This is a genomic window from Arthrobacter sp. ok909, from assembly GCF_900104405.1.
Classification (GTDB): Bacteria; Actinomycetota; Actinomycetes; order Actinomycetales; family Micrococcaceae; genus Arthrobacter; species Arthrobacter humicola.
The window spans coordinates 46,891-72,839 of record NZ_FNJS01000024.1 but is presented as its reverse complement, the minus strand read 5'-3'; the positions used below and the strand labels follow the sequence as shown (position 1 = coordinate 72,839).

At 67.4% G+C, this 25,949-nt stretch carries 23 protein-coding genes; 7 read left to right on the top strand and 16 right to left on the bottom strand.

The window, feature by feature from the left end; all coding sequences use genetic code 11:
• The 9 genes from BLR03_RS17305 to BLR03_RS17265 form a co-directional block, all read right to left on the bottom strand.
• Positions 1–787: sugar phosphate isomerase/epimerase family protein (locus BLR03_RS17305; protein WP_091255076.1), on the bottom strand; the 787-nt coding region annotated here is incomplete at its 3' end.
• 1 nt (position 788) lies between these two features.
• Positions 789–1,991 (bottom strand): Gfo/Idh/MocA family protein, encoded by a 1,203-nt coding sequence (locus tag BLR03_RS17300; protein WP_091255075.1) that lies wholly within the window; start codon positions 1,989–1,991, stop codon positions 789–791.
• A gap of 9 nt (positions 1,992–2,000) precedes the next feature.
• Positions 2,001–3,143 (bottom strand): Gfo/Idh/MocA family protein, encoded by a 1,143-nt coding sequence (locus tag BLR03_RS17295; RefSeq protein ID WP_091255074.1) that lies wholly within the window; start codon positions 3,141–3,143, stop codon positions 2,001–2,003.
• Complete coding sequence (locus tag BLR03_RS17290; RefSeq protein WP_091255072.1) at positions 3,140–3,895, bottom strand: sugar phosphate isomerase/epimerase family protein; 756 nt, start codon at positions 3,893–3,895, stop codon at positions 3,140–3,142. Before BLR03_RS17290 ends, BLR03_RS17295 begins: the two co-directional genes overlap by 4 nt.
• Positions 3,896–3,979: 84 nt before the next feature.
• Positions 3,980–4,873, bottom strand: coding sequence for a carbohydrate ABC transporter permease (locus BLR03_RS17285; RefSeq protein ID WP_091255071.1), 894 nt, complete (start codon positions 4,871–4,873; stop codon positions 3,980–3,982).
• Positions 4,873–5,832, bottom strand: coding sequence for a carbohydrate ABC transporter permease (locus BLR03_RS17280; protein WP_091255069.1), 960 nt, complete (start codon positions 5,830–5,832; stop codon positions 4,873–4,875). The genes BLR03_RS17285 and BLR03_RS17280 overlap by 1 nt, the downstream gene beginning before the upstream one ends.
• Positions 5,833–5,843: 11 nt before the next feature.
• Positions 5,844–7,166 carry an ABC transporter substrate-binding protein gene (locus tag BLR03_RS17275; protein ID WP_091255067.1) on the bottom strand — a complete coding sequence of 441 codons (1,323 nt, stop codon included), beginning with the start codon at positions 7,164–7,166 and terminating at the stop codon, positions 5,844–5,846.
• A 115-nt stretch (positions 7,167–7,281) separates the two neighbouring features.
• Positions 7,282–8,115, bottom strand: coding sequence for a hypothetical protein (locus BLR03_RS17270; RefSeq protein WP_254788571.1), 834 nt, complete (start codon positions 8,113–8,115; stop codon positions 7,282–7,284).
• Entirely contained in the window at positions 8,112–9,206 is a 1,095-nt protein-coding gene (locus BLR03_RS17265; RefSeq protein ID WP_175460602.1) for a Gfo/Idh/MocA family protein, read from the bottom strand. The genes BLR03_RS17270 and BLR03_RS17265 overlap by 4 nt, the downstream gene beginning before the upstream one ends.
• Positions 9,207–9,387: 181 nt before the next feature.
• Between BLR03_RS17265 and BLR03_RS17260 the strand changes: the two genes are divergently transcribed.
• Together BLR03_RS17260 and BLR03_RS17255 are read left to right on the top strand one after the other, a co-directional pair.
• The gene (locus BLR03_RS17260; protein WP_091255064.1) at positions 9,388–10,599 is read left to right on the top strand and encodes an ROK family transcriptional regulator; all 1,212 of its coding nucleotides are present in this window, start codon (positions 9,388–9,390) and stop codon (positions 10,597–10,599) included.
• 125 nt (positions 10,600–10,724) lie between these two features.
• Positions 10,725–11,915, top strand: a complete 1,191-nt coding sequence (locus tag BLR03_RS17255; RefSeq protein ID WP_091255062.1) for an MFS transporter — start codon at positions 10,725–10,727, stop codon at positions 11,913–11,915.
• 203 nt (positions 11,916–12,118) lie between these two features.
• Here the strand turns inward: BLR03_RS17255 and aceB are convergent, their stop codons facing one another.
• Positions 12,119–13,780: a malate synthase A gene (gene aceB, locus BLR03_RS17250; protein ID WP_091255060.1), complete on the bottom strand. Its 1,662-nt coding sequence runs from the start codon at positions 13,778–13,780 to the stop codon at positions 12,119–12,121.
• A 252-nt stretch (positions 13,781–14,032) separates the two neighbouring features.
• On the bottom strand, positions 14,033–15,364 hold the full coding sequence (gene aceA / locus BLR03_RS17245; RefSeq protein WP_091255058.1) for an isocitrate lyase: 1,332 nt from the start codon (positions 15,362–15,364) through the stop codon (positions 14,033–14,035).
• Positions 15,365–15,534: 170 nt separating this feature from the next.
• Here aceA and BLR03_RS17240 point away from each other — a divergent pair, with 170 nt between their 5' ends.
• The 3 genes from BLR03_RS17240 (at position 15,535) to BLR03_RS17230 (ending at position 20,345) form a co-directional block, all read left to right on the top strand.
• Positions 15,535–17,019, top strand: coding sequence for a helix-turn-helix transcriptional regulator (locus tag BLR03_RS17240; protein ID WP_091255057.1), 1,485 nt, complete (start codon positions 15,535–15,537; stop codon positions 17,017–17,019).
• 202 nt (positions 17,020–17,221) lie between these two features.
• Positions 17,222–18,970, top strand: coding sequence for a pyruvate dehydrogenase (locus tag BLR03_RS17235; RefSeq protein ID WP_091255056.1), 1,749 nt, complete (start codon positions 17,222–17,224; stop codon positions 18,968–18,970).
• A gap of 325 nt (positions 18,971–19,295) precedes the next feature.
• A complete protein-coding gene (locus BLR03_RS17230; protein WP_254788570.1) occupies positions 19,296–20,345 on the top strand; it encodes a serpin family protein in 1,050 nt (349 codons plus the stop codon).
• Positions 20,346–20,451: 106 nt separating this feature from the next.
• Here BLR03_RS17230 and BLR03_RS17225 read toward each other — a convergent pair whose 3' ends face one another.
• A complete protein-coding gene (locus tag BLR03_RS17225) occupies positions 20,452–21,324 on the bottom strand; it encodes a hydroxymethylpyrimidine/phosphomethylpyrimidine kinase (protein WP_091255051.1) in 873 nt (290 codons plus the stop codon).
• Between the two features lie 157 nt (positions 21,325–21,481).
• Here BLR03_RS17225 and BLR03_RS17220 point away from each other — a divergent pair, with 157 nt between their 5' ends.
• Positions 21,482–22,888 (top strand): MFS transporter, encoded by a 1,407-nt coding sequence (locus BLR03_RS17220; protein WP_091255050.1) that lies wholly within the window; start codon positions 21,482–21,484, stop codon positions 22,886–22,888.
• 1 nt (position 22,889) lies between these two features.
• On the opposite strand, the gene BLR03_RS17215 is transcribed toward BLR03_RS17220, so the two are convergent.
• The 4 genes from BLR03_RS17215 to BLR03_RS17200 form a co-directional block, all read right to left on the bottom strand.
• Complete coding sequence (locus BLR03_RS17215; RefSeq protein ID WP_091255049.1) at positions 22,890–23,672, bottom strand: ABC transporter permease; 783 nt, start codon at positions 23,670–23,672, stop codon at positions 22,890–22,892.
• Complete coding sequence (locus tag BLR03_RS17210) at positions 23,672–24,484, bottom strand: ABC transporter ATP-binding protein (protein ID WP_091255048.1); 813 nt, start codon at positions 24,482–24,484, stop codon at positions 23,672–23,674. Before BLR03_RS17210 ends, BLR03_RS17215 begins: the two co-directional genes overlap by 1 nt.
• Before the next feature lie 129 nt (positions 24,485–24,613).
• Positions 24,614–25,555 carry a type IV toxin-antitoxin system AbiEi family antitoxin domain-containing protein gene (locus BLR03_RS17205; protein WP_091255047.1) on the bottom strand — a complete coding sequence of 314 codons (942 nt, stop codon included), beginning with the start codon at positions 25,553–25,555 and terminating at the stop codon, positions 24,614–24,616.
• A 10-nt stretch (positions 25,556–25,565) separates the two neighbouring features.
• On the bottom strand, positions 25,566–25,748 hold the full coding sequence (locus BLR03_RS17200; RefSeq protein WP_091255045.1) for a hypothetical protein: 183 nt from the start codon (positions 25,746–25,748) through the stop codon (positions 25,566–25,568).
• Here BLR03_RS17200 and BLR03_RS24505 point away from each other — a divergent pair.
• The gene (locus BLR03_RS24505; protein ID WP_175460599.1) at positions 25,747–25,899 is read left to right on the top strand and encodes a hypothetical protein; all 153 of its coding nucleotides are present in this window, start codon (positions 25,747–25,749) and stop codon (positions 25,897–25,899) included. The genes BLR03_RS17200 and BLR03_RS24505 overlap by 2 nt on opposite strands.
• Positions 25,900–25,949 lie beyond the last annotated feature (50 nt).

The following is a 25,949-nucleotide window of genomic DNA, read 5'->3' as shown; positions in this document are numbered from 1 at the left end:
AGCCGCGGCGCGGGTCGCCCCAGGGCAGGTGCGAGCCCATCACGGTGTTCCGGCCGGTGGGCCGCAGCTTGGTGTCCTTGCAGTCCACGTGGTAGATCCGGTCCTTGAAGTCCCAGATGAAGGAGACCGGGTCGATGCCCTGCCACATGAAGTGGGACGGGTCCCAGTTCAGGCCGAAGGCCTTGCGGTGGCCGATCGCTTCGAGGGTGCGGACGGTGGTCCAGTAGTCGTAGGCGATCTCGGAGGGGTGGACCTCGTGGGCGAACCGGACCCCGCAGTCGTCGAAGACGTCCAGGATGGGGTTCCAGCGGTCGGCGAAGTCCTGGTAGCCGGCCTCGATGACCTTCTCCGGCACGGGCGGGAACATCGCGACGTACTGCCAGATGGAGGAGCCGGTGAATCCGACGACGGTGTCCACACCGAGGGCCTGGGCGAGCCGGGCGGTGTGCTTCATTTCCTCGGCGGCGCGGTTGCGGACGCCTTCGGGCTCGCCGTCGCCCCAGACGTTGGCCCCGACGATGGCCTCGTGGCGGAAGTCGATCGGGTCATCGCAGACGGCCTGGCCCTTGAGGTGGTTGGAGATGGCCCAGACCTTCAGGTTGTACTTCTGAAGCACGGCGAGCTTGGAGTCGACGTAGCCGGGCTCGTCCCAGCGCCAGGCGTCCAGGTGGTCGCCGGAGACGGCGATTTCCAGGCCGTCGTAGCCCCAGCCGGAGGCCAGGCGCGCGACTTCCTCGAAGGGCAGATCGGCCCACTGGCCGGTGAACAGGGTGTACGGGCGGGGCATGTCAGGCTCTTTCGGTAGGGGGCTGGGTGGTCGGGGCGGACGGGGTGAGCTGGATGAGTGAACTCTTGGCCGCGGCGCTTTCCTCCACGGCGGCGAGGATCCGCTGGACGTTCAGGCCGTCCTCGAACGACGGCGACGGCTGGGTTCCGTTGCCCACCGCCGTGAGGAAGTCGCGGATCTCGTGCGTGAACGTGTGTTCCCAGCCGAGCACGTGGCCCTGCGGCCACCACGCGTCCACGTACGGGTGCTCGGGCTCGTTGACCAGGATGCGGCGGAAGCCCTGTTCCCTCACGGGCAGGGTGGCGTCGAGGAAGCCGAGCTCGTTGAGGTCCTCGAGATCGAACAGCAGGGCTCCCTTGTCGCCGTAGATCTCCAGCTTCAGCGAGTTCTTCTGCCCGGTGGCCACCCGGGAAACCTCCACGGAGGCGATGGCCCCGGAGGCGAGGGTCAGCGTGGCCCAGGCGGCGTCGTCGACTGTCACGTCCTCCAGCCCGGTGGCACCGGGGCGCTGCGGGGTGAAGGTGTGCAGCCGGCCGGACACCTCGGTGACCTGGCCGCCGAGGAGGAACAGCACCTGGTCGATCGCGTGGCTCGCGATGTCGCCCAGCGCACCGGACCCTGCGGTGTCCTTATTCAGCCGCCAGGTCATGGGCGAGTCCGGGTCCACGAGCCAGTCCTGCAGATAGGCGGCGCGGACGTGCCGGACCGTGCCGAGCCGGCCCTCCGCGATCAGCTCCTTCGCGAGGGCCAGGGCGGGGACCCGGCGGTAGTTGAACCCGATCATGGACTGCACGCCCCGCGTCCGGGCAGCCCGGGCGGCCTCCGCCATGGCCTCGGCCTCGGCCAGGGTGTTGGCCAGCGGCTTTTCGACCAGGACGTGCTTGCCGGCGGCCAGGGCGGCGATGGCGATTTCGGCGTGCATCCAGCCCGGCGCGCAGATGTCGACGATCTGGATGTCGTCACGGGCGATCACCTCGCGCCAGTCGGTGGAAGACTCGGCCCAGCCGTATTTCGCGGCGGCCTCGGCGACCCCGGCGGGGTCGCGTCCGACCAGCACGCGACGTTCGAAGGCCGGGACGTCGAAGTAGCTGGCAACATTCCGCCACGCATTCGAGTGGGCCTTGCCCATGAACGCGTACCCGATCATGGCCACACCCAAACGTGAACCGGCGGCCGGGCCGGGGGTAGTTTCGTGGGAGTTCATTACTGGTTCCTAGAGTGTGGAAGCGGTGGGGTCCCAGTCCTCGGGGAGGGCTGCGGAGGCAGGGGCGGTGCTTTCCACGTCGACGAACGCGCCGGAATCGATCGACTCGGAGATCGAGACCATGGTGTCCAGGACGTGGTAGGCGAGGTTGCCGGTGGCGCGGTGCGGGACGCCGGCGCGGATGGAGCGTGCCATGTCCAACACGCCCATGCCGCGGCCCTGGCTGGGGCCGGTGGCCGGGATAACGGTCCACTCCTCGTCGCCGGCGCGCCAGAGCTTGACGTCGCCGTCGAAGTAGTTCGGATCCGGCAGCGAGATGGTGGCCTCGGTCCCGGTGATCTCTACAAAGCCCATCCGCAGCCGCGGGGACTCGAACGAAAAGACGCTGTGGGAGGACGCGCCGGACTCGAACTGGGCCATGGCGGAGACGTGGGTGGGGACCTCGACCGTGAATTCCTCGCCGGCCTTGGGCCCGGAGCCGATCATCCGGACTTCCTTGGCCTTGGACCCGGTGGCGGCCACGCGGCGCACGGACCCGAAGGTCTGCACCAGGGCGGTGAGGTAGTACGGGCCCATGTCGAACAGGGGTCCGGCGCCGTACTGGAACAGGAACGCCGGGTTGGGGTGCCAGGATTCCGGGCCGGGGGTCTGGAACGTCGTCATGGCGGTCAGCGGGGTGCCGATGTCGCCGCGTTCGATCAGCCGCCGCGCGGTCTGCAGCCCGGCGCCCAGGAACGTGTCCGGGGCGCAGCCCAGCCGCAGCCCCGCGGCGTCGGCGGCTTTCAGCAGGCCCAGGCCCGAGTCGCGGTCCAGCGAGAACGGCTTTTCCGTCCAGACGTGTTTGCCGGCGTTGACGGCGGCCGTGGCGACCTCCACGTGCGCTGCCGGGATGGTCAGGTTCACGATGATCTCGACGTCGGGGTGGTTCAAGGCCGCATCAACGCCGCCCCACTCCGGGATGCCGTATTCCTTGGCGCGTGCCTCGGCGGCCTCTTCGAAGAGGTCGGCGATCACGTGGACCTTGAGGTCGGGGAAGACGGTCAGGTTGTCCAGGTACTGCTTGCTGATGTTTCCGGCGCCGATGACGGCGACGCCCACCGGGCCGCGTCCGGTTGCCCGGTTCTCTGTCACACGGTTCGCTGCGGCGCTCATGCGTTCACGCCCTTGGCGCTGGCGGAGCCGCTCTGCAGGTAGCCCAGGCTCTGGGCGATGCCGTCGAAGATGTCGCCGGAGTAGTCGTCAAACTCCACGACGCCGACCTCCAGGGACCGTGCCGCCTCGATGACGTCCCACACGGGAATCTTGCCCTGCCCGGCCGGCTGCTGGGCCTTCGTGTCCGTGGAGACGGGGCCGTCCTTGATGTGGATGAACTTCACCCGGGCGCCGAGGCGCTGGAGCAGCTGGACAGGGTCCTGGCCGCCGACGGCGGCCCAGTAGGTGTCCACCTCCAGGACGAGTTCCGGGTCCAGGAGTCCTTCGAAGTACTCCAGGGCGGTCTGGCCCTCGATGCTGGACTCCAGTTCCCAGGCGTGGTTGTGGTAGCCGACGCGGATGCCGTACCCGGCACCCTTCTTGGCGGCGGCGTTGAGTTTCGCGGCGGTGGCCTGGATGTCCTCGGCGGACTGCCAGTGCTCGGCCGGGAGATAGGGATCGATCACGGTGCTGATGCCCAGTTCCTTGGCCGCAGCGAAGATCTCGTCCTGGTCCTGGCTCAGCAGCGGGGCGTGGCCGGACGGGGCAGTCAGGCCGTTCTCCTTCAGGGCCGCGCCGAGCTCGGCGGCCGTGGCGACGAAGTTATAGGGCTCAACCTGGGTGAAGCCGAGCTCGGCGACCTTCTTGATGGTGCCGGGCAGGTCGTCCTGCAGGGCGTTGCGAAGGGTGTACAGCTGGATTGAGTAGGACATTGCGTTCCTTTGCGGGGAGTCGGTTGTTCTCAAGTAGGGGAGCGGCCGGCGGTCAGCCGGCCGGCGTTGGGATTGGGGACGGCGTTAGCGGCCGGCGAGGGATCCGCCGATGCCGCCGACGCTGAAGTATTTGTTCAGGGTGGCGAAGACGATGATGGGCGGGAGCATCATGATCACGGCCAGGGCCATGACCCCGGACCAGTCGGTGTTGTTCTGTTGGAAGAAGGACTGCACGCCCATGGGCAGGGTGAAGATTTCGTTGGAGCGTAGGAACACGATAGCCACGAGGTAGTCGTTCCAGGCAAGCAGGAAGGCGAAGATCGCGGTGGAGAGCACGCCCGGGAGGGAGTTGCGCAGCACCACCTTGGTGAAGCTGCCAAAGACGGAGCAGCCGTCGATCCAGGATGCCTCTTCCAGGCTGATGGGGATGGAGTCGAAGTAGGCGGCCATCATCCAGGTCGCCACGGTCATGGTGGAGCCGACGTAGATGATGGTTATTCCCATCAGGTTGTCCACGAGGCCCATGCCGGCGAACAGGATGAACAGCGGCACTACCGAGGTGATGATGGGCAGGGACTGCATGACGAACAGGAGCAGGGAGTAACCGGAGACGGCCTTGGACCGGCCGCGGGAGAGGACATAGCCTGCCGGTGCGGCGACGGCCACCGAGACGGTCACCGTGCTGAGCGTGGTGATGAGGCTGTTCTGCAGCCAGGTCGCAGCGAGGGTTTTCGAGAAGACGTCGGTGATGTTCTCGAAGGTCAGGCCGGTGGCGGTGCTGTTCGGTCCGGGTGTGAAGGCGAGGAGGACGGTCACGATGATCGGGATGAGCACTATCGCGGTGATGGCCAGGATGGCGGTGAAGCGCCACCAGCGGCCGCGCAGGCCGGCCTCGGAAAGGGTGCGGCGGGGTTTGCCGGTGTCGGCGACGCCGAGGGCGGGGCCGGATTCGGGGTGGGCGTGGAGGACTGCGCTCATTATTCGACGCTCGACTTTCGGATCTGGCGGTACAGGATGACCGAGATCACTACCAGGGTGATGGTCATGAGGAAGGCGATCGCGACGCCCGGGCCGGTCTGGAAGTCCTGGAAAACGGTGCGGTAGGCCAGCACCACGAGGGAGGTGGTCGCGTCCACGGGTCCGCCGCCGGTGAGCAGGTAGATGGTGGGGAAGTCGTTGACGCAGAAGATCGTCATGAGGATCCAGCTGATGTAGGTGGAGCGGGCGATCAGCGGCAGGGTGATGCCGGAGAACTGCTGGAAGCGGGTGGCGCCGTCCATGCTGGCGGCTTCGTAGACGGTGGTGTCGACGCTGGCTAGGGCGGCGGAGGTCATCATCATCATGAAGGGGAAGCTGACCCAGACCTTGAAGATGCAGACGGTGATGGCCGCGAGGGTCGGGTCGGCGAGGAAGAGTGGTGTGCCGAGGCCGAGGTTGCGGCAGATGCTCGGGATGAGGCTGTCCGGGGTGCCGACCAGCCAGTTCCAGGCGGTGGAGGACACCACGATCGGGACCACCCAGGGCAGCAGGAGCAGGACCTTGAAAGTGCCGCCGGCGGGGATCTTGGTGCGCAGCAGCAGGGCCAGGCCCAGGCCCAGGAGCCAGGATCCGAAGACACCCACGATCGTGAAGATCAGAGTGAAGCGGGCGGCCTTCCAGAACGCCTCGGAAGACAGGACGGTGGCGAAGTTATCCAGGCCGACGAACTCGCCGGTGTCCAGGAGGGAGCCGTTGTGCGTGGCCTGGATGCTGGCGTAGATGAGGGGGTAGCCGTGGATCAGGATCAGCAGGACGACCGAGGGCAGCAGGAGCCAGAAGAACGTCTTCCGGGTCTGCGAGCTGAGTTTGCTCTTGCGGTTGACGGGCTTGCCGGGCCCGCCGGGGGCGACGCCCCGGCGGGCCCGGCTCAGGCCGGTCTGGGCTGTGGTTAGTGCCATGGGAGGGCCGCTTACTTCTTCAGGACCGATTGCAGCCCCGACTGGAACGTCTGCAGCGCGGACTTCGCATCGGTCTTGCCAGTCAGGATGGTCTGGGTGAACTGGTTCAGGGCCTGTCCGCCGTCGAGGACGGCAAGGTTGGCATTGAGCGTTGTGCCTTGGGCAGCGAACGTCTTGGCAATCGGCACGTACTCCTTGACGATCTTGACGTTGTTGGGATCGGACGTGAACTCGGGCATCTCGGTGATGGACTTGAAGACCGGCAGCGCGTTCATGAGCTTCTGCTGCCACAGCTGCTTCAGCTGGCCCATGTAGGCAACCAGGAAGGCCTCGGACGACGCCTGGGAGGGGGTGTTGGTATACATCATGATGTTGTTCGGGAAAATCAGGGCGGCCTTGTCCCCGTGCGGGCCGGCCATGGGGCTGGCGACCATAAGGTCGCCCGATGTGTCACCGACACGCGCGGGAACTCCCAGCGTCAACATGCCGAACGCGGCCTTCTTGCCCTTCCACTGGGCGTTGAGGTTGTCCGTGGTGTAGCTGACCGCGGCGGGGTCGATAATGCCGTTCGAGACCAGTTCCAGCAGGAATTCGACGGCCTCGACGTTGCGGTCGTTCATGACATCGAGCTCACCGGAAGGGGTGAACACGCCGCCGCCGTTGTTGAGCATCATCATGATCATCAGGTGGTTGCCGATGTTGTTGCCGGCGCCGGAGCCGGTGGCAAAGCCGACGGCGCCCATGCTCTTGAACTTCTTGCCGGCCTCAAGCAGCGACGGCCAGTCGGTGGGAACCGCGACACCGGCCTGGTCGAACAGGGACTTGCGGTACCAGAGTGGACGGATGTCCAGCTGCCACGGCACGGCCACATAGCCCTTGTCCGTCTTGAACGGCTCCAGCACGCCGGGCAGGAAGTCAGCAAACTGGCCGTTCTGCTTCAGCGCATCGATCACCTTGTCGGCGTAAGCGATCTGGCCCTGCTGCTCGAACTGGAAGGCCTGGAAGCCGCCGCCGGTGGACACCGCCGGTCCGGTCTTGGAAGCGATGGCCGAGGAGAACGTCTGGTAGAAGTTTGCCCACTGGATGGTCTGGTAGCTGGCCTTGAGGTTGCCTGAGGCCGGCGCGTAGCCCTCTGCGATCTTCTTGGCGGCGTCGTTGTAGGCGGGGGTGGCCCACGGCATGTCCCAGAACTTGATGACGCCGCTGCCCCCTGACTGGGACGCGGAGCCGCCGCCGCATGCCGCGAGGAGCGGTGCGCTGGCCGCGGCTGCGGCGAAGCCCAGGAATCCCCGGCGGGAGAATGCGGTGGAGGTTACAGAGGACTTGATCGTCACGATGTTTTCCTTTCGTGGCCGGCCTGCAGTGGCGCGGGCCGGTCGTCTCGACAGTGAGTTGATGCGGAAGGTAGAGCGGGCTGTGCAGTTAGAGCTGTTGAAGCATTGAGAGCAGTTATTGCCGTGAGTCGTGGAGCTGCCCGACGAGTGCGGTCAGGGCGGCGAACCGTTCCAGATCGGTCCCGGTGGCGCCGGAGTCGATCGCGGCGCGGAGCCGCCTCCAGCTGTGCCGGCGGGCCGATTCGTAGATCGTGGGGAAGGAGGCGGCCCCGGCGGAAGTGACCGAACGGACCTGCGCGGGCCAGCCTGCGGAGGCGTCGGGGAGCGTGATGTCCGCCCGCCCGGAGGAGGTCAGGACAGAGACGGTGGCCGTCGCGGGCAGCGAGGACGTGGTGATTCCCTGCAGGGCCGCCGGCGCTCCGCCGGGGAGGCTGCCGATGACGGTGTAGCCGTTGGCGTTGCGCTGGATGACCCGCAGGCCTTCCAGTTCGACGCCGCAGGCCAGGACAGCGCCAAGGTGCCGCATGAGCAAGGCCTCCGGGTCGGTTCCGGGGGCGCCCCACGCCACGGAGTCCAGCAGCACGGCGTCGGCCAGGGCGTCGGCGATGGCGTCCCGGACCGCGGCCTGGGATTCCGCGAGAACCGGGTTTCCGGCCCACGCCTGGTCCAGGACCACCGCGGTGCCTGCCTCCGCTGCTGCCGCGGCCAGGGCGGCGGCATCTTCCGCCACGGGATCAACGACGACGACGCCGCGGACACCGTTCCGGATCGCTGCGGTGGCGCTGGCGGTCCAGCCGGCGGTGCCGGCGAGGGCGACGACGTCGGGGCCGCCGTCGGACGGAGCGAACGAAACCGGCAGGGACGCGACGACGGCGCCGACGGCTCCGGTCTGCTCGGCGTCCGGACTGGCTTGGACCCTGAACGGCGTCGTCATGAGCGGGGTTGTCATGCGCTGGCCTCCTCATAGGCGGCGGCGCCGGCATCGACGCAAGCAGCGGCGGCGTCGGCGATCGCGAGGGCGAATTCCAGATCGTGGATCAGCGTCTCCGGGCGGGGGGCCGTTCCGGTGCCTCGGGCGATTTCGGCGAGTTTGCGCCATTCGCCCTCGTAGCCGTTGTGGCCGAAGGGGCCCAGAACGGTGGTGCTGGCGGCGGTGCGGATCCGGGCGGTCGCCGACCCCGCGTGGACGTAGGAGGGGGTGAAGTCGATGGACAGCGACGCACCGTTGCCGATCGCCTCGAAGGTCCAGGACGGTTCCCAGGTTCCGTTCATCGCGGCGCGGAGTTCGATTGCAACGTCGCCGGCCCGCAGGGAGATGACGTAGCCGAACGGCATGACGGTCTGGGCATGCAGGACCTCGACGGCCCGGAAGTCCGGGGCGAACCTGCGGACCAGGGGGAGGTCGTGGATGGCCAGGCCCATGACGCCGCCGGTCAGCATGGCTTTCACCGCGGCGGTGTCAGGGGCGGTGCCCTTGTCGGCCGCGGGCGCCGGGGGAGTGCGGCCCACGATCTCGGTGGCAAAGTCCTCGAAACGGGGGTTGGGCGGCAGAACGATCGAGGACCGGACGGTGTGGACCTGTTCCGGCAGGTTGCCCCACTCCGATTCGGCGGCCAGCCAGCCGGGATCGAAGGTGTGCATGGCGCCGACGACGATCGGCACGCCGGTTTCGGCTGACACGGCGGCGATGGCCGCGGCTTCCTCGCCGTTCATGGCGAAGGGCTTTTCGCACAGGACGGCTTTCTTGCCGGCGCGGCAGGCGGCGATCACCTGGATGGCGTGGAACTGGTGTGGGCTACAGATCGCGACGATCTCGACCGCGGGGTCGGCCAGCAGTTCTTCCACGCTGGCGCTGAAGCGTGCCCCCACCCGTGCGGCTACGGATTCGGCCACCTCCGGATCGACGTCCATGATGTGGCGGACTTCCAGGATGTCGCGCAGCCTGGCGAGGGACGGGAGATGGATCGCCTGCGTGACGGGACCCGCTCCCAGGATCCCCACCCCCAGCGGCGCCGGCGCCGCATGTTCTTGGCTCGACAAGTTCGTTCATACCCCTTCGTAGTCCCGGAACCGTCCAGCGGCAGGCAGGCTGCCGGGCCGGTGATCTGGCTCACACCCAAAGCTAGGCATACTTTTGACGAGCGTCAAGCAAAAGTTGAAAACTACGTTTCAATCTTCGTGAAGCGTGACATGCAGAAGAACTTCGTGCTATCACTTACTCATGAGTACGCCCACCGGCACCGAACCCGCAGCCCCCGAGGCCGGCGGCAGCCTGTCCCGCGCTGGCGACCTCTTCCAGCTCCTGCGCGACGGCAAGGCCCGGACCCGCGCGGAACTGGCCCTGACCACCGGGCTGGCCCGCTCCACTGTCGCCTCCCGCATCGACGCGCTGATGGTCTCGGGGCTCGTCGGCCCGGCCGGGGAAGCGAGCTCCAGCGGCGGCAGGCCGCCGTCGCGCTTTGCCTTCAACCCGGCCGCCCGCGTAGTCCTGGCGGTGGATGTCGGGGCCACGCACGTGATCATCGCCGTCACGGACCTCAACGGAAAAGTGCTCGCCGAGCGCCGGCTGGCGCAGGACGTCGCCGACGGCCCGGTGGTTGTCCTGGACCGCGTGATCGAGGAAGGGCTGAAGCTGCTCGGCGAGGCGGGACGGAGCACCTCCGACCTGGCCGGTGCCGGGATCGGGCTCCCCGGGCCCGTGGAACACGCCACCGGCATGCCGGTGAAGCCTCCGATCATGCCCGGCTGGGACGGGTTCGACGTCGTCCGTCACGTCCAGCGGTCCCTCCCGGTGCCGGTCCTGGTGGACAACGACGTGAACATCATGGCCTTGGGCGAGCGCACGGCGCACTGGCCCCAGGACGAAAACTTCCTCTTCATCAAGGTGGCCACCGGCATCGGCGCGGGCATCATCAGTAACGGTGAACTCCAGCGCGGGGCCAACGGCACCGCCGGCGACCTCGGGCACGTGCGGGTTCCGCGTGGCGACGACGTGCTGTGCCGCTGCGGGAACTACGGCTGCCTCGAAGCCCTGGCGTCCGGTCCCGCCGTCGCCAAGGCGCTCACCCAGCAGGGACTGCCGGCGCACGACGGCGGCGATGTCCTGCGCCTCGTCGCTGAGGGGAACCTCCAGGCCATCCAGGCGCTGCGGCAGGCCGGCAGGGACCTCGGCGACGTCCTCTCCACGGTGGTCAATCTGCTGAACCCCTCGGTGATCGTGATCGGCGGAAGCCTCGGCCAGGCCGGGGAGCACCTTATGGCAGGGGTCCGCGAGGTGGTCTACCGGCGCTCGCTGCCGCTGGCCACGACGCACCTGCGGATCGGCCTGTCCAGAGCCGGGGACCAGGCCGCCATCCTCGGCGCCAGCCAGATGGTCACGCAGCACGTGCTTTCGCCCGCCGTCATCGAGGCGACCCTGCAGGCTGCCGGCTAGACGCGTGGTCCCCGGTGGCCGTGTCCCGGGTGGCGTCACATTCCGCGGGTGCGGGAGTGGCCCGTGATAGCAATGGGACTGATGAAACCACATTTCTGCCCGCTTGCCGGGCGACGGCCCACCTCATGAGCGAACTCGCCAAGGCACCGCGCGGCTGGCTCCTCATGCTCGCGATCGGGCTCATCGCGCTGAACATGCGCGGCCCCCTGGTGGCCGTGGCCCCGGTGGTCGCGCAGATGCAGCACGATCTCGGGTTCACTCCGGTGGAACTGGGATTCCTCACCGGGATCCCGGTCCTGTGCTTTGCCCTGGCCGCGCCGCTGGCATCGTTGGCCGGGCGCAAGCTGGGTCCCGAGTTCGCCATCACGCTGACCCTGCTGGGCGTGCTCCTGGGCGTCGTAGTCCGCTCGGCGGGCGGCGGCGCCGTCGTGATGCTGGGCACCGTGATCCTGGGCGTTTCCATCACGATCGGCAACATCGTGGTGCCGCTGATCATTCGGCGGGACTTCACTCCGGCCCGGCAGGGCGCGGCGATGGGCACCTACACTGCGGCGCTCAATATCGGCTCGTTTCTTACATCGATGGTGTCCGCGCCGCTGGCCGAGCTGCTGGGCTGGCGTCCCGCGATTGCCGCGAGCGGACTGTTCGCGCTGGCGGCCCTCGCGGTCTGGGTGATCGCCGTCGGCCAGCGGGCGGCCTTCGTTCCTGCTGCCGTTCCCGCGTCCGACCCCGGGCGGCCGGCCGGCAAGCCCACATCGCGGTGGATCACGGCAGCCCTGACCGTCGGGTTCGCCGGGCAGGCGTTCTCCTACTACGGTGTGACCGCCTGGCTGCCCAGCCTGCTGGTGGACGAACTCGGCATGACGCCGTCGGCCGCCGGTGCAGCTTCCTCGCTTTTCCAGATCTTTGCCATTGTCGGCGGCCTCGGCGTCCCGCTGGCGGCCCGGTTCGCCAGCACGACGGCGGTGGGCCTGACCCTGGGCCTGCTGTGGCTCACGGTTCCTGTGGGCCTGTTGCTCGCGCCGGAGCTGTGGTGGCTGTGGTGTTCCCTCGGCGGTGTCGCCCAGGGCGGCGGCATTACGCTGATCTTCCTCGCCATCATCCGGCTGGCCCGGGACCAGGCGTCGGCGGCCCGGATGTCCGCCGTCGTCCAAGGGACCGGCTATTCCTTTGGGGCCGTGGCGCCGACCCTTCTGGGGTACATCCACGGGGTCTCCGGCGCCTGGACCGGTCCGCTGCTGCTGATCCTGTGCTCCGTGACCGCGTTCATCCTGGGTACGGCGTTGTCCCTGCGACGCGTGCCGAAGCCGCACTAGGTTCCTGCCGCTCCGGCCGCCTTTCCGCCCAAAAGGTTTGCGCCGGGAACACAGTGAGGGCCCATGTTTTATCGAAAACATGGGCCCTCACTGTCAGTTCGACGCCGTTGTCGGGCTGCAGGGTGTTCCGTTGCTGGGCTGCCACCCGGATTTCGGGCTGCCTGTTGCGAAGGGCGGGCAGTCCAGCTGACGGAATTCTGGGGTTACGCCGGGATGAGGGCGGCCTTGTCGCTGAGCTCTGCGCCGTCGCGCGCTTCATACAGGAAGCGGTCGTAGGCCGGCAGCGTTAGGAAGGCCGGGAACTCGTTGCTGAGCGTGACCTCTTCGAAGATGTCCCGCGCGTCGGCGAACCGGTCCCCTTCGAAGCGTTCCAGCTTGGCGAATTCCTCGTCCAGCATGTCTTCCACCCACTCGCGGGTCACGACGTCGCCGTGGTCCGTGATGGCGCGGGAGAAGATCCACTGCCAGAGCTGTGAGCGGGAGATCTCCGCGGTGGCGGCGTCCTCCATCAGGTTGTGGATGGCGACGGCGCCGTTGCCGCGCAGCCAGGACTCGATGTACCGGATCCCGACTTCGATATTGATCCGGATGCCCTGTTCGGTGATGGTTCCGGTGGTCGAGGAGATATCCAGAAGGGCACGGTCGTCCGGGGTGACGTCTTCCCGGAGGCGGTCCAGCTGGTTCGGACGGTCGCCAAGTACGCCGTCGAACACCTCGCGGCAGACCGGAACCAGGTCCGGGTGCGCCACCCACGAGCCGTCGAAGCCGTCGCCTGCCTCACGGGTCTTGTCCGCGCGGACCTTTTCGAAGGCGATCGCGTTGGCTGCGGCGTCCTTGCGGTTGGGGACGGCCGCGGCCATGCCGCCGATCGCCATGGCGCCGCGCTTGTGGCAGGCCCGGACGAGCTGTTCGGTGTAGGCGCGCATGAACGGCTGGGTCATGGTGACCTGGCCGCGGTCCGGGAGCACGAAGCGGGGGCCGCGGGTGCGGAAGTTCTTGATCAGGGAGAAGATGTAGTCCCAGCGGCCGGCGTTCAGGCCCGCGGCGTGGTCGCGCAGTTCGTAGAGGATTTCCTCCATCTCGAACGCGGCGGTGATGGTCTCGATCAGCACGGTGGCGCGGATGGTGCCCTGCGGGATGCCGAGCAGGTCCTGGGCCAGGATGAAGATGTCGTTCCACAGCCGGGCCTCGAGGTGGTTCTCGATCTTGGGCAGGTAGAAGTACGGTCCCTTGCCCTGGGCGATCAGGCGGCGGGCGTTGTGGAAGAAGTACAGGCCGAAGTCCACGATTCCGCCGGCGATCGGGGTGCCGTCGATGAGCATGTGCTTTTCCGGCAGGTGCCAGCCGCGGGGACGGACCACGATCGTGGGCAGTTCCCCGGCGGGGCGCAGCTTGTATTCCTTGCCTTCGGGGGAGGTGAAGTCGATCCGGCGCTCCAGGGCGTCTGTGAGGTTCAGCTGGCCCTGGATCACGTTGCGCCAGGACGGGGTGGAGGAGTCCTCCATGTCCGCGAGCCACACCTTGGCGCCGGAGTTCAGCGCGTTGATGGTCATCTTCTTGTCCACCGGCCCGGTGATTTCCACGCGGCGGTCCTCCAGGCCCGGGGCCGGGGGAGCGACGCGCCAGTTCGGGTCGTTGCGCACGGACTCGGTCTCGCGCAGGAACCGCGGGTCCTGGCCCTTGGAGATCTGCTGGCGGCGTTCACGCCGTGCCTGCAGCAGCTCCTGCCGGCGCCCGGCCGTGGCCTTGTGCAGCTTGGCCACAAACGCCAGCGCATCCGGTGTGAGGACCTCGCTCTGCCGGCAAATAGGCTGCGCGGTCAACGTGATCCCGTTGATAGTGAAATTGTCAGTGAAGCTGTTCATTTCAATCTCTCCTTAAAGAAGAAGGAAGTTCGACGGCGGGTGGTGACGTGCGGTGGAGGCGGCGGGCCGCACGTCAGATGCGGTGCCCACGAGGCCGAAGGTGCCGGTGTTGCGGGAGCCTGCGTAAAAGGGGCCCCATTGCCGCCTCGCTGAGTGGAAACGAAGCTGAGGCGGCAATGGGGAATAGCAGGCAGAGCAATGCCGGACCGAAGGACGGACGCGCCGGCGGACCCAGGGCCCGCCGTCGGGTGTCTAGTGGAACTGGCCTTCTTCGGTGGATCCCACCAGGGCCAGGGTGGATGCGTTCGGGTTGAGCGCGGTGGCGATGTCGTCGAAGTAGCCGGTGCCGACTTCGCGCTGGTGCTTGGTCGCGGTGTAGCCGCGGGACTCGGAGGCGAATTCCTTCTCCTGCAGCTCGACGTAGGCGCTCATGCCTTCACGGGCGTAACCGTGGGCGAGGTCGAACATCGAGTGGTTCAGGGCGTGGAAGCCGGCCAGGGTGATGAACTGGAAGGTGAAGCCCATGGCGCCGAGTTCACGCTGGAACTTCGCGATCGTGGCGTCGTCGAGGTGCTTGCGCCAGTTGAACGACGGCGAGCAGTTGTAGGAGAGCATCTGGTCCGGGAACTCGGCCTTGACGGACTCGGCGAACTTGCGGGCCAGCTCCAGGTCCGGGGTGCCCGTTTCCATCCAGATGAGGTCGGAGTACGGGGCGTAGGCCTTGGCGCGGGCGATGCACGGTTCGATCCCGTTGCGGACCTTGTAGAAGCCCTCCGCGGTGCGGACCGGCTGTCCGCCTTCGCGGAGGATGAATTCCTGGTCGCGCTCGTCGACGTCGGAGGTGATCAGGGTGGCTGCCTCGGCGTCGGTGCGGGCGATGATGACCGACGGCGTGCCGGCGACGTCGGCGGCGAGGCGGGCGGCGTTCAGCGTGCGGACGTGCTGCTGGGTGGGGATCAGGACCTTGCCGCCGAGGTGGCCGCACTTCTTCTCCGAGGCGAGCTGGTCTTCCCAGTGCACACCCGCGGCGCCGGCCTGGATCATGGACTTCATGAGCTCGTAGGCGTTCAGCGGGCCGCCGAAGCCGGCCTCGGCGTCGGCCACGATCGGGACCATCCAGTCCTCGACGGTCTGGATGCCCTCGGAGAACTCGATCTGGTCGGCGCGGAGCAGGGCGTTGTTGATGCGGCGGACCACGGTGGGGACCGAGTTGGCGGGGTACAGCGACTGGTCCGGGTAGGTGTGGCCGGAGTTGTTGGCGTCGGCGGCGACCTGCCAGCCGGAGAGGTAGATGGCACGGAGCCCGGCCTTGACCTGCTGCACGGCCTGGTTGCCGGTCAGGGCGCCCAGGGCGTTGGTGTACTTGCCGGTGCTGTGTTCCTCGGTGAGCTGCTTCCACAGTTTCTCCGAGCCGCGGCGGGCCAGCGTGTGTTCTTCGGAGACGCGGCCGCGGAGGCGGACGACGTCGGAAGCCTTGAAGTCACGGGTCACACCTTCCCAGCGCGGGTTGGCGGCCCACTCGAGCTCCAGTGCGGCGGCCTGCTGCTCGGGCGTCTGCTGGGTGGGCTCAAATGCTGCAGTCATCTTTGTCTCCTTGATGGGGTCCGGGACCGGCCAGTCTGCGACTCTGCAGATCCTGGCCGGTTGTTTCCGGATAGTGAATCTTTCCGTGAGATCTACTTTTCTTCACTTTCCAAGGGGTTACTAGACCAAAGCCATGGAAAGAAATGCACTTCTTCGCATATCCTTAATAAATGCATCCCGCCAGCTGGAACCGCCAAGCTTCGTCCCTGCCATCGCCCGCCACCCCGGAGGTGGACGTCATCAGCATGGGCCGCCGCGTCCGTCATCTGCGCAAGGCTGCCGGACTCACGCTCGATGACCTGAGCGCCGCCGTCGGGACCGCCCCCAGCCAGCTGAGCCTGATCGAAAACGGCAAGCGCGAGCCGAAGCTTGGCCTGCTTCAGCAGCTCGCGGGGGCCCTCGGGGTCAGCATTGACGAACTGCTCGGGGCCGAGCCGCCCAACCGCCGCGCGGCGCTGGAGATCGAGCTGGAACGCTACCAGCGCAGCCCCATCTACGAGTCCCTCAAGCTGCCGAAAATCCGCATCAGCTCGCGGCTTCCGATGGACGTGCTGGAGTCCATGGTGGGCCTGCAGCACGAGCTCGAGCGACGGCTCAACGAGCAGGTGGCGACGCCGGAGGAGGCCCGCCGCGCCAACGGTGAACTGCGGGCCATGATGCGCGAGCGGAACAACTACTTCCCGGAGTATGAGGCCGAGGCGCAGAAGGTCCTGGCCTCGGTGGGCCACACGAGCGGTCCGCTGTCCCACCACGTCATTGCGGACATCGCCGGGCACCTCGGTTTCAGCCTCCACCACGTGGGGGATCTGCCCCATTCCACCCGCTCGGTGACGGATCTTAAGAACCGCAGAATTTATCTCACGCAGAACGCTCGGAGCGACCACGACCCCCGGTCGGTGCTGTTGCAGGCTCTGGGCCACTACGTCCTGGGCCACCAGACGCCGTCGAATTACGGGGACTTCCTCATGCAGCGCGTGGCCACGAACTACTTCGCCGCCGCGCTCCTGCTGCCGGAGCAGGCGACCGTGGAGTTCCTGCAGCGGGCCAAGCAGGCCAAGGAAATTGCCGTCGAGGACATCCGGGACGCCTTCGCCGTGTCCTACGAAACGGCCGCCCACCGGTTCACCAACCTGGCCACCCAGCACCTGGACCTCCGCACGCACTTCCAGAAGACCCACAAGAGCGGCATCATCTACAAGGCCTACGAGAACGACGGCGTGACGTTCCCGCAGGACCACACCGGCGCCATCGAGGGCCAGCCGTCCTGCAAGAATTGGACGTCCCGGGTGGTGTTCGACGTGCCGGACAAGTTCAGCGCATACAACCAGTACACCGATACCCCGGCCGGGACCTTCTGGTGCACGGCCCGCACCGAACGCTCCGCCAACGGGGAGTTCTCGCTCTCCGTGGGTGTCCCGTACGCGCACGTGAAGTGGTTCCGCGGCCGCGACACCACGGAGCGGTCCAAGTCCACCTGCCCGGACGAAAGCTGCTGCCGCCGCCCGCCGGCGTCGCTGACGGCAGAATGGGCCGGCAACGCCTGGCCCTCGGCCCGGGCCCACTCCCACCTGCTGGCCGCCATGCCGCCGGGCGCCTTCCCCGGCGTGGACGAGACCGAGGTGTACTCCTTCCTGCAGGCCCATTCCGGAAGCTGACGCTTCCTCACGTCCTGCGGGTTTCCCCGGGACGCTCCCTCAAATCCCGCCCGTTTACTGCCGTCGTTCCCGCACATTAGGCGAGTCGCGCGGCGATTTGCTGCGGAAGGTGAGGGAGCGTCGCCTTGGGCGTGGCTGACAGCAGGGCGGACTATATTGGCCTGTGTCAGCTCATCGACCCACCTCGCGGGAGCGTGCACCCATGGCCAAGGAACTTGCCACCCAGCTCATCGAACAACTCCAAGCTGCCGGCGTGCAGCGCATCTACGGGATCGTGGGGGACAGTCTCAACCCGCTCGTCGACGCCGTCCGCAAGACCGGCGGCTCGCAGCAGGGCGGCATCGACTGGATCCATGTCCGGCATGAGGAAGCAGCCGCCTTCGCCGCGGCGGCCGAAGCCCAGCTGACCGGCCGGCTCGCGGTCTGCGCCGGCTCCTGCGGACCCGGCAACCTGCACCTGATCAACGGGCTGTACGACGCCAACCGTTCCGGGGCGCCGGTGCTGGCCATCGCCTCGCACATCCCGAGCAAGCAAATCGGCAGCAGTTTCTTCCAGGAAACCCACCCGGACCGGCTCTTCAACGAATGCTCGGTCTACTCCGAACTGATCAGCACTGCGGAGCAGGCGCCCCGGGTCATGCACAGCGCCATCCAGCACGCCGTCGGGCTCCGGGGCGTCGCCGTCGTGACCCTTCCCGGTGATATCGCCGGCCTCGAAGCGACCGCTCCGACCCCGGCCCCGGCCGCATTCCGGCCGGCGACGCTGACCCCGGATCCCGCCAGCGTTCAAGAGCTGGCAGACGCCATCAACGCGGCGGACAAGGTGGCCATCTTTGCCGGGGCCGGCGTCGAGGGCGCGCACGACGAGGTGGTGGCGCTCGCCGGACTGATCGCGGCGCCGATCGGCCACTCGCTCCGCGGCAAGGACTTCATGCAGTACGACAACGCGTATGACATCGGCATGACGGGCCTGCTGGGCTACGGCGCCGCGGCCGAGGGCATCGAGGACGCGGATCTGCTGATCCTGCTGGGCACCGACTTCCCGTATGACCAGTTCCTGCCGGCAACCCGGACGGCGCAGGTGGACCGGGCCGCCCACAAACTCGGGCGGCGGACCGACGTCGACGTCGCCGTCCACGGCGACGTCCTTCCCACGCTCGCGGCCCTGATGCCGTTGATCAAGGCCAAGAAGAGCCGCCGCTTCCTCGATTCGATGCTCAAGAAGCACGACCGTCTCATGAACAAGGCCGTGGGCGCATACACCCGGAACGTGGGCAAGAAACAGCCTATCCACCCGGAATATGCGGCCTCGCTGCTAGATCAGGTGGCGGCAGAGGACGCGATCTTCACGGCGGATACGGGCATGTGCAATGTTTGGACCGCGCGGTACATCAACCCTCTGGGCACCCGCCGGCTGATCGGCTCGTACCTGCACGGCTCCATGGCCAACGCGCTGCCGCACGCGATCGGCGCTCAGCTGGCCTACCCCGGCCGGCAGGTGGTCTCAGTCTCGGGGGACGGCGGCCTGTCCATGCTGCTGGGCGAGCTCATCACGGTCGCCGCCCACCGGCTTCCGGTCAACGTCGTGGTCTTCAACAATTCCACCCTCGGCATGGTGAAACTCGAAATGCTGGTGGACGGGCTCCCTGACTTCGGCGTGGACGTCCCCGACGCCAACTACGCCGACGTCGCCCGGGCCCTGGGGTTCCATGCCGTGCGTGTCACGGATCCGTCCCGCATCGAGGCCGCGTACCGGGAAGCGTTTGCCCATCCCGGCCCGTCGCTCGTGGAGCTCATCACGGACCCCAAGGCGCTGTCCCTCCCGCCGAAGATCAAGGGCGCGCAGGTCCTGGGGTTCGCCACGGCCATGTCCAAGGTGGTCCTCAACCGAGGCGCGGGCGAGGCCGTCAGCATGGCCCGGAGCAACCTGCGCAACATCCCGAGGCGCTGAGGCCCTCCGAGTTCGCCGGAAATTCTCCAGCTCGCGGGAAGTTTCAGGCGAACTGGAGAGATTCAGGCGAACTGGGCACTAACTACACGACCGGAGCGGCAATGAAAAATCACCGCATGCCTGGAATCGGGCCGGCGGGGAGCGCGCGGGGGCGCTCACGGCGTGTTCGCCCCCGCCACCGGCGCTGTTGAAGGCCGAGGGCGTTGAGCGGGTTGCGGTGGACCGCACCGCGTACGCTGCCGAATTTCAGGCATTCCGGGCATCCGCCCTGACGTTGGGAGCCGCTCTCCTGGCTGACGGCGGTGAAGGGTCCGAAGGAAACGTGGTGTCGTCCCCGGGCAGCCTGCTGATAGCGCTCGCAATGCTGCGGGCCGGTGCCGCCGGGGAGACCGCCGTCGAAATGGACAAGGTGCTGGGACTCCCGGCCGGCAACCGGGATGAGGCCATGAACGCCCTGCTCGGGTTCCTGGCGGCGTACGACGGCGCTCCCGGCCCGGTGGACGAAAGGGACCCGCCACGGAAACCCGTCATGCATGCCGCCAACGGACTGTTCGTGGACAGCAGCGTGTCCACCGGCCACGGCTTCCTGGACGCGCTCGGCCGCCACTTCGGCACGGGCGTGTATCCCGTTCACTTCGCTGATGAGGCCGCCACCAAGCCGGCCCTCGATGCCTGGGTGGACCGGAACACGCGTGGCCGGATCAAGGAGGCACCGGCGGAGTACGACCCGGGCACCACCTTCAGCCTCCTCAACGCGCTCTTCTTTGCTGCAGCCTGGCGCTCGCCGTTCGATCCCTGCAACACCTCGGAGGCGCCGTTCATTGTGAGCAGAGGCGAGGAAATCAGCGTGCCCACGATGTACCAGGCATTGGATCTGGCATACGCGGAGGGTGCCGGCTGGCGAGCCGTGGACCTGCCCTACGCCAGCGGATTTGTGATGCGGGTGGTGCTCCCGGGCCCGGACATCGGGCCGGACGCGCTCACTTCGGCCAAGCTGGCGGAAGTCGCTGCTGCCTTGGACCGGGCCGCAGCAGTGTTCACGCAGATCGCGCTGCCCCGGTGGGAGCACAAGAGCAGCTTCGACCTCCGGAAAGTGCTCGGATCCTTGGGGCTGGACACAACCCTCACCACCACCGAAGACTTCGACGCCATCCAGCCGGGGCTCACCATCACCCAGGCCGCGCAGGCCGCCAGCATCACTGTTGCGGAGAAGGGAACGGTGGCCGCGGCGGTGACCCGAATCGACGGCATGGTGACCGGAGTGCCGCCGAAGCCGGAACAGACCATCGACTTCGACAGGCCGTTCCACTACCAGATTGTGCACGTCGAGACCGGGCTGCCCCTGTTCATAGGAACTGTGGCCGACCCCCGGTGATGGGCGGCCGGCCTGGAGCCAAATCGCCGGAAGGGCTCGAGTTCGCCGCAAACTTTCGGCGAACTGGAGAGTTTCCGGCGAACTCGACGCACGGGCCGGAGGGGCTCTAGCGCGGGCCGCCCTGCCAGAGGGCGTCGAACGGGGCACCCGAGGCCACCCGGTTCCGGATCCCCGCGGTCACAAATGCCTTGGCCGTCCGGGCGGCCTCCAGCGGGGTCGCGCCCTTCGCGAGTTCGGCCGTCACCGCGGCGGCCAGCGAGCATCCGGCACCGGACACGGCCACGTCGCCCACCTTCGGGGCGGACAGGACTTCCAGGGTTTCGCCGTCGTAGTAGACGTCGACGGCGTCGGGGCCTTCCAGCCGCACGCCGCCCTTGGCGAGAACCGCCGCGCCGCTGAGCTCATGGATGCGGACGGCGGCGGCCGTGAGAGATTCGACGTCGGTGATTTCCAGCCCGGAGAGCGACTCGGCCTCGAAGTGGTTCGGCGTGACGAAGGTGGCCAACGGCAGGATCTGTGCCTTGAGCGCCTGGTCGGTGTCCAGGGCGTGCCCCGGCTCCTGGCCCTTGCAGATCAGCACCGGATCCAGCACCACGTTGGCGAACTGCCCGTCGGACAGTGCCGCGGCCACGGTCGCAATCGTTGCGGGGCTGCCCAGCATGCCGATCTTCACGGTATCCAACACGGCCGGTGCGCCGGACGCGGCACCGTAGGCCGCCGTCGTCGCCTCCAATTGGTCCGCAATGACCTGCTGGTCTACCGGGACGAAGCGGTGGTTCCAGTTGTCCTTGGGGTCGAAGGACACGATGCAGGTCAGGTTCGCGATCCCGAAGACGCCGAGTTCCTGAAACGTCTTCAGATCAGCCTGCGCGCCGGCGCCGCCGGTCGCTTCGGAGCCTGCGATGGTCAGCGCGATAGCGGGGGAGGCGGTGGTGTCGGTAGCAGCCAGGGCAGCGGAGTCGAATGCGGTAGAAGTCATGGTCCCATCCTGCCATTGGGCTAAATCCGTCCGTATTGCGCTCTTGAACAAGTATTCCGTGAACAGTATGAACAAAACCCGAGTGTCCCGGATCACGCGGACTAGGGTGGCGGACGGTGGTGCTTACCGGCGGCGCCGGATCCAGGAAGGTTCATTGATGAGCACCCAACTGACCGAAGCGGCCCAGACCCGGAAAGCCGTCGGCAACATCCTCAAAGGCTCGGCCGGAAACCTCGTCGAGTGGTACGACCTCTACGTCTACACGGTCTTCGCGGCCTACTTCCAGACGCACTTCTTCAACTCCAAGGACGAGCTCCAGGCCGGTCTCGAGGCGATGGCCGTCTTCTCGACGTCGTTCCTGATGCGCCCGATCGGTGCCTGGTTCTTCGGCCGGTACGCCGACCGGAAGGGCCGCAAGGCCGCCCTGACGCTGAGCGTGACCATGATGTCCGCCGGTTCCTTCGCTATTGCGGTCCTGCCCACCCAGGACGTGATCGGGCTGTGGGCCATGATCCTGCTGGTCCTCATCCGCGTGATCCAGGGCTTCTCCGCGGGCGGCGAATACGGCACCAGCGCCACCTACATGTCCGAGGCCGCCACCACCAAACGCCGCGGCTTCTTCTCCAGCTTCCAGTACGTCACGCTGATCGGCGGCCAGATGCTGGCCCTGCTCGTTCTCGTGGTCCTGCAGAACGTCATGCCCAAGGCCGAGCTGACCGAGTGGGGCTGGCGGATCCCGTTTGCGGTGGGCGGCGTCGCCGCGCTGGTGGTCCTGCGGCTGCGGCGTTCCATGGAGGAGACCGTTTCGGCCGAACAGATCAAGGCCGCAAAGACCCCCGCCGTGGCCGGCGAGGCGCAGCCGGGGACCATGAAGCTGCTGTTTACCAGCTACTGGAAGCCCCTGATGATCTGCATCGGGGTCACCCTCGGCGGAACGGTGGCGTTCTACACGTACACCAACTTCATCCTGAAGTTCATGAACGATACCTCGGGCATCGCCAAGACCGACACCTCGGTGATCAACTTCTGGGCGCTGTTCATCTTCATGCTGCTCCAGCCGGTCTACGGCATCATCTCGGACAAGGTGGGCCGCAAGCCGCTGCTGCTCTGGTTCGGCATCACCGGCGTGCTGTTCACGTGGCCGCTGCTCTCCGCCCTGGCAGGCACCAAGGATCCGTTCACCGCGTTCCTGCTCATGATGGGCGGCCTGCTGATCGTGGGCGGCTACACCTCCATCAACGCCCTGGTGAAGGCCGAACTTTTCCCGGCATCCATCCGCGCCCTCGGCGTCGGACTGGGCTATGCGATCGCCAACTCGCTCTTCGGCGGCACCGTCCCGCTGATCGGCGCGGCACTGCAGAAGGCAGGGCAGGAGGAGCTGTTCTTCACCTATGTCACGGTGGCTATCGGCATCTCCCTGCTGGTCTACATCTTCGCGCTGACGAACAAGAAGTCCACGCACCTTGACCACGAGCAGGGTCACGCCTGGGAGCCCGCCGCCGCGGGCACCGATGCGGACAGCAACGACGGCGACAAGGGCCTTATCGACGCGTCCCGCCGCTAGGTTACTGAGCGTTGTCTGCGAACCGCAGTTGCAGGATGGTGGCAGCGATCCCTGCTACGAATGTCGCCGCGAGCACCGCGTAGCTGCCTGCCGGGAGCGAGTCGATAGGGTCGGCCACCATGCCGATCAGCAGCGGGACTATTGAGTAGGGGAACCACTCCGCCCAGCCGGTCTTGCCGAACAAATTGCCGAGGGCCAGCATGACGAGCGAGAAGGCGATGGGGGCCACCTCGCCGCGGCTCCACACGGCGATCCAGGCGACCACGGGCGCGAGCAGGAACGAGATCACCGCGGCAAGCAGCACGCGTGCGATTCCGGTGGCGGCCAGGGCCGTAGAGAACCCCGGCAGGTCCATCGCCAGTCCGATCGCCAACGCTTCGACGAGGACGATGGCGACGAGCGCCATCCACCAGACCGCCGCGACCAGGAGCTTGGCGACGGCGAACCAGTGACGGCCCACTGGCAGCGCGAGCATGTTCTTGGCGGTGGCGTCGCTGTACTCCCGGCCAAACAGGTAGGCGACAATGAACGCCAGCAGCAGCATCCCGCCGACGCCGAAGATCAGCGTGAGCATGTAGAAGTACGCAGGCCACGTTGCTTCGATCCCGGTAAGGCTCGCTTTGGTGCCCAGAAGCCCCAGCTGGGCAGCCCGCCCGGGTTCGCGCACGATCCACATGAACAATGCGATGCCAAGGGGCATCAGCGCCAGCACCGCCAGGGTGGCCCACGTTGCCTTGGCGCGGCGGAGCTTGACGAATTCGGTGGCGAGAACCTGACCGAACATCAGGCATCCCCGTTCTTCGGCTTCTCGCCCGTGCGCGCGAGGAAGTAGCGCTCCAGATCCAGTGTGAGCAGCGCTTGCTCGCGTTCTTCGGACGTGTAGGCGTCGGTCGCGAAGGCGCGTGCCTTCGCGGCGAGTTCGTCGCGTGATGACTCCTCGATGAGGCGGCCGTCGTGGACGATGCCGATACGGTCCGCCAGGTGGGCGACCTCGGCGAGGATGTGGCTCGACATGAAGACGGTGACGCCACGCTCGTCGGCAAGCGAGCGGAGCAGTTCCCGGATTTCGACGATGCCGGCAGGATCGAGCCCGTTGGCGGGTTCGTCGAGCACGAGTAGTTCGGGGGAGTGCAGCAGTGCGCGGGCGAGCGCGAGGCGCTGCTTGTTGCCGAGCGAGAGCTGCCCGGCGCGTCGGTCGGCGTACGGCCCCAGGCGCAGCAGAGCGATCGAGTCGGCGACCGTCCGGGTTGGTGAGCCGGTGAGCCGGCGCTGGATGTCGAGGTTCTCGCGCACGGTGAGGTTGGGGTAGGCGGTAGCCGTCTCGACGAGGAAGCCTACGCGCGAAAACACGTTGGTCTCGCCGGGCAGGATGCGCCGGCCGAGGACCGTCACCGCCCCGCTGCTCGGGCGGATGAGGCCGAGCAGCATGCGGATGGTGGTCGTCTTACCCGCCCCGTTCCTGCCGAGGAACCCGTAAATCTCGCCGCGGCGGACGTCGAGGTCGAGCGAGTCGACGGCGGTGACTCCGCGGTATCGCTTGACGAGGGCGCGCGTGGAAACCGCGGTGTCAGGCACGGGGCTCCTCCATGCCCCCATCCTGCCACGACGCCCGGCCCGGTCACAGTGCGGGACCCGGCAGCATCGAAATCGCCGGAAACGTGCGAGGTCGCCGTAAGTTTCCGGCGACGTCGCGGGCGTCCGGCGAATTCGCGACTCACGGGCCTGTCAGGGGTGCGGGCGGCCGGCTAAAGCACGAAGCAGCCGGTTCCTGAATTCCTGCTCGCGGAACAGGTGTTCCCACTCAACGCGGATGAACCGCCAGCCCTCTTCAGCCAGGGCTTTCTCCCGGCGCCGTTCCTCGAAGAGCACTTCGGCTGTGGGCCTGTAGTCGAAGTACTTGGTCTTGCCGTCGAACTCGAGGGCTAGCTTCTCCTCTTTCCACGCAAAGTCCAGACGGTGGCGCCCGACGCGGCTTGATACTTCCAGTTGCGGCTCAGGAGGCTTGATCCGAAGCCGGTGGATCAGCTCGCGGGTCAGCGTTTCGCCCGCAGATTCGGACCGCGGATCCGCCGTGATGAGGACGCGGCGGAATGTCCGGATGCCCCGGCGGCCATCCAGTGCATCCGCCATGGCCTGCAGGGCTACACGATCCGCGCCCAGGCGAAGCGCATGGTCTGTGAGGATCAAGGCCTGCCTGTAGCGCAGCACCATGGCGCAGTCGGCAACGGTCCGTTCCAGAGACGTCGTCGGTAGGCCGCGGACAACGGCGACGTCGTGTTCGGTAAAGGGGCGTGTGTGGCAGCGGACGTCCCTGCCGTGGCGCTCGTTCGAAGGGCGCGCTTTCTGGAGGATGTGGATGGCGTCATCCACGTTCCAGAGGAACAGGCTGCGGAGCCGCGCTGCGGACGTGTGGCTGTAGAGGAAGGTGCCCGTCGACGTCGTACGCGTTCCATGGGCGTGCGCGAAGATGCGCTGCCTGTTCCGGATGTCCGGGGACTGGGTGTTCCAGAGGCTGGCGCGGATGTAGCAGCCGTGCCGGAGCCGGACCAGGGCGCCCGAATCCAGGAGGGATCGGATGGTCCGCGAGCCGTAGCCGAGGTCGAGCAGTTCTGCTGTGCGCCAGAGATTGCCCGTCGGGGGTAGTTCCAGCGAGGGGTTTTGCGACATGGCACCAGCTTCAGGTACCGTCGACGCGCCCGGGAGGCTCCGCCGTCGCTATGTGGATAACGGCGATGTGGATAACGGCGGGGTCCCCGGAAACTTGCCGGGTCGCCGGAGATTCGCGGCGAATTCGGGCCTTACCGGCGAGTTCGACGGCGGGCCGGAACTCTACGCGCACCGTGGTGTCGTAGCCGATCATGGAAAGGCCTGCCGGAACGGACAGGCCGCGCGCCTTGGCCGCGGCGGTGCCGGCCGCCGAGGGGGTCCGGACCCTTGAGGTGCTCGACGCCGCCCGGCGCAGCGCGCTGGAGAACAGGTTTGTGGGGCTGGACGGAGAGCACGCGGAGTAGGGGCCGTCGTCGTGCGGTGAATCGCGAGGTCGCCGGAAAGCTGCGGGATC

Excerpts from the sequence above, each read along its gene's own strand:
- BLR03_RS24505 (WP_175460599.1), top strand. The coding sequence starts at position 25,747 with ATGGAAAGGCCTGCCGGAACGGACAGGCCGCGCGCCTTGGCCGCGGCG.
- BLR03_RS17220 (WP_091255050.1), top strand. The coding sequence starts at position 21,482 with ATGAGCACCCAACTGACCGAAGCGGCCCAGACCCGGAAAGCCGTCGGC.
- BLR03_RS17295 (WP_091255074.1), bottom strand. The coding sequence starts at position 3,143 with ATGAGCGCCGCAGCGAACCGTGTGACAGAGAACCGGGCAACCGGACGC.
- BLR03_RS17300 (WP_091255075.1), bottom strand. The coding sequence starts at position 1,991 with ATGAACTCCCACGAAACTACCCCCGGCCCGGCCGCCGGTTCACGTTTG.
- BLR03_RS17290 (WP_091255072.1), bottom strand. The coding sequence starts at position 3,895 with ATGTCCTACTCAATCCAGCTGTACACCCTTCGCAACGCCCTGCAGGAC.
- BLR03_RS17240 (WP_091255057.1), top strand. The coding sequence starts at position 15,535 with ATGCATCCCGCCAGCTGGAACCGCCAAGCTTCGTCCCTGCCATCGCCC.
- BLR03_RS17215 (WP_091255049.1), bottom strand. The coding sequence starts at position 23,672 with ATGTTCGGTCAGGTTCTCGCCACCGAATTCGTCAAGCTCCGCCGCGCC.
- BLR03_RS17285 (WP_091255071.1), bottom strand. The coding sequence starts at position 4,873 with ATGAGCGCAGTCCTCCACGCCCACCCCGAATCCGGCCCCGCCCTCGGC.
- BLR03_RS17270 (WP_254788571.1), bottom strand. The coding sequence starts at position 8,115 with ATGACAACCCCGCTCATGACGACGCCGTTCAGGGTCCAAGCCAGTCCG.
- BLR03_RS17280 (WP_091255069.1), bottom strand. The coding sequence starts at position 5,832 with ATGGCACTAACCACAGCCCAGACCGGCCTGAGCCGGGCCCGCCGGGGC.
- BLR03_RS17210 (WP_091255048.1), bottom strand. The coding sequence starts at position 24,484 with ATGGGGGCATGGAGGAGCCCCGTGCCTGACACCGCGGTTTCCACGCGC.
- BLR03_RS17235 (WP_091255056.1), top strand. The coding sequence starts at position 17,222 with ATGGCCAAGGAACTTGCCACCCAGCTCATCGAACAACTCCAAGCTGCC.
- BLR03_RS17200 (WP_091255045.1), bottom strand. The coding sequence starts at position 25,748 with ATGATCGGCTACGACACCACGGTGCGCGTAGAGTTCCGGCCCGCCGTC.
- BLR03_RS17225 (WP_091255051.1), bottom strand. The coding sequence starts at position 21,324 with ATGACTTCTACCGCATTCGACTCCGCTGCCCTGGCTGCTACCGACACC.
- BLR03_RS17255 (WP_091255062.1), top strand. The coding sequence starts at position 10,725 with ATGAGCGAACTCGCCAAGGCACCGCGCGGCTGGCTCCTCATGCTCGCG.
- BLR03_RS17205 (WP_091255047.1), bottom strand. The coding sequence starts at position 25,555 with ATGTCGCAAAACCCCTCGCTGGAACTACCCCCGACGGGCAATCTCTGG.
- aceB (WP_091255060.1), bottom strand. The coding sequence starts at position 13,780 with ATGAACAGCTTCACTGACAATTTCACTATCAACGGGATCACGTTGACC.
- aceA (WP_091255058.1), bottom strand. The coding sequence starts at position 15,364 with ATGACTGCAGCATTTGAGCCCACCCAGCAGACGCCCGAGCAGCAGGCC.
- BLR03_RS17260 (WP_091255064.1), top strand. The coding sequence starts at position 9,388 with ATGAGTACGCCCACCGGCACCGAACCCGCAGCCCCCGAGGCCGGCGGC.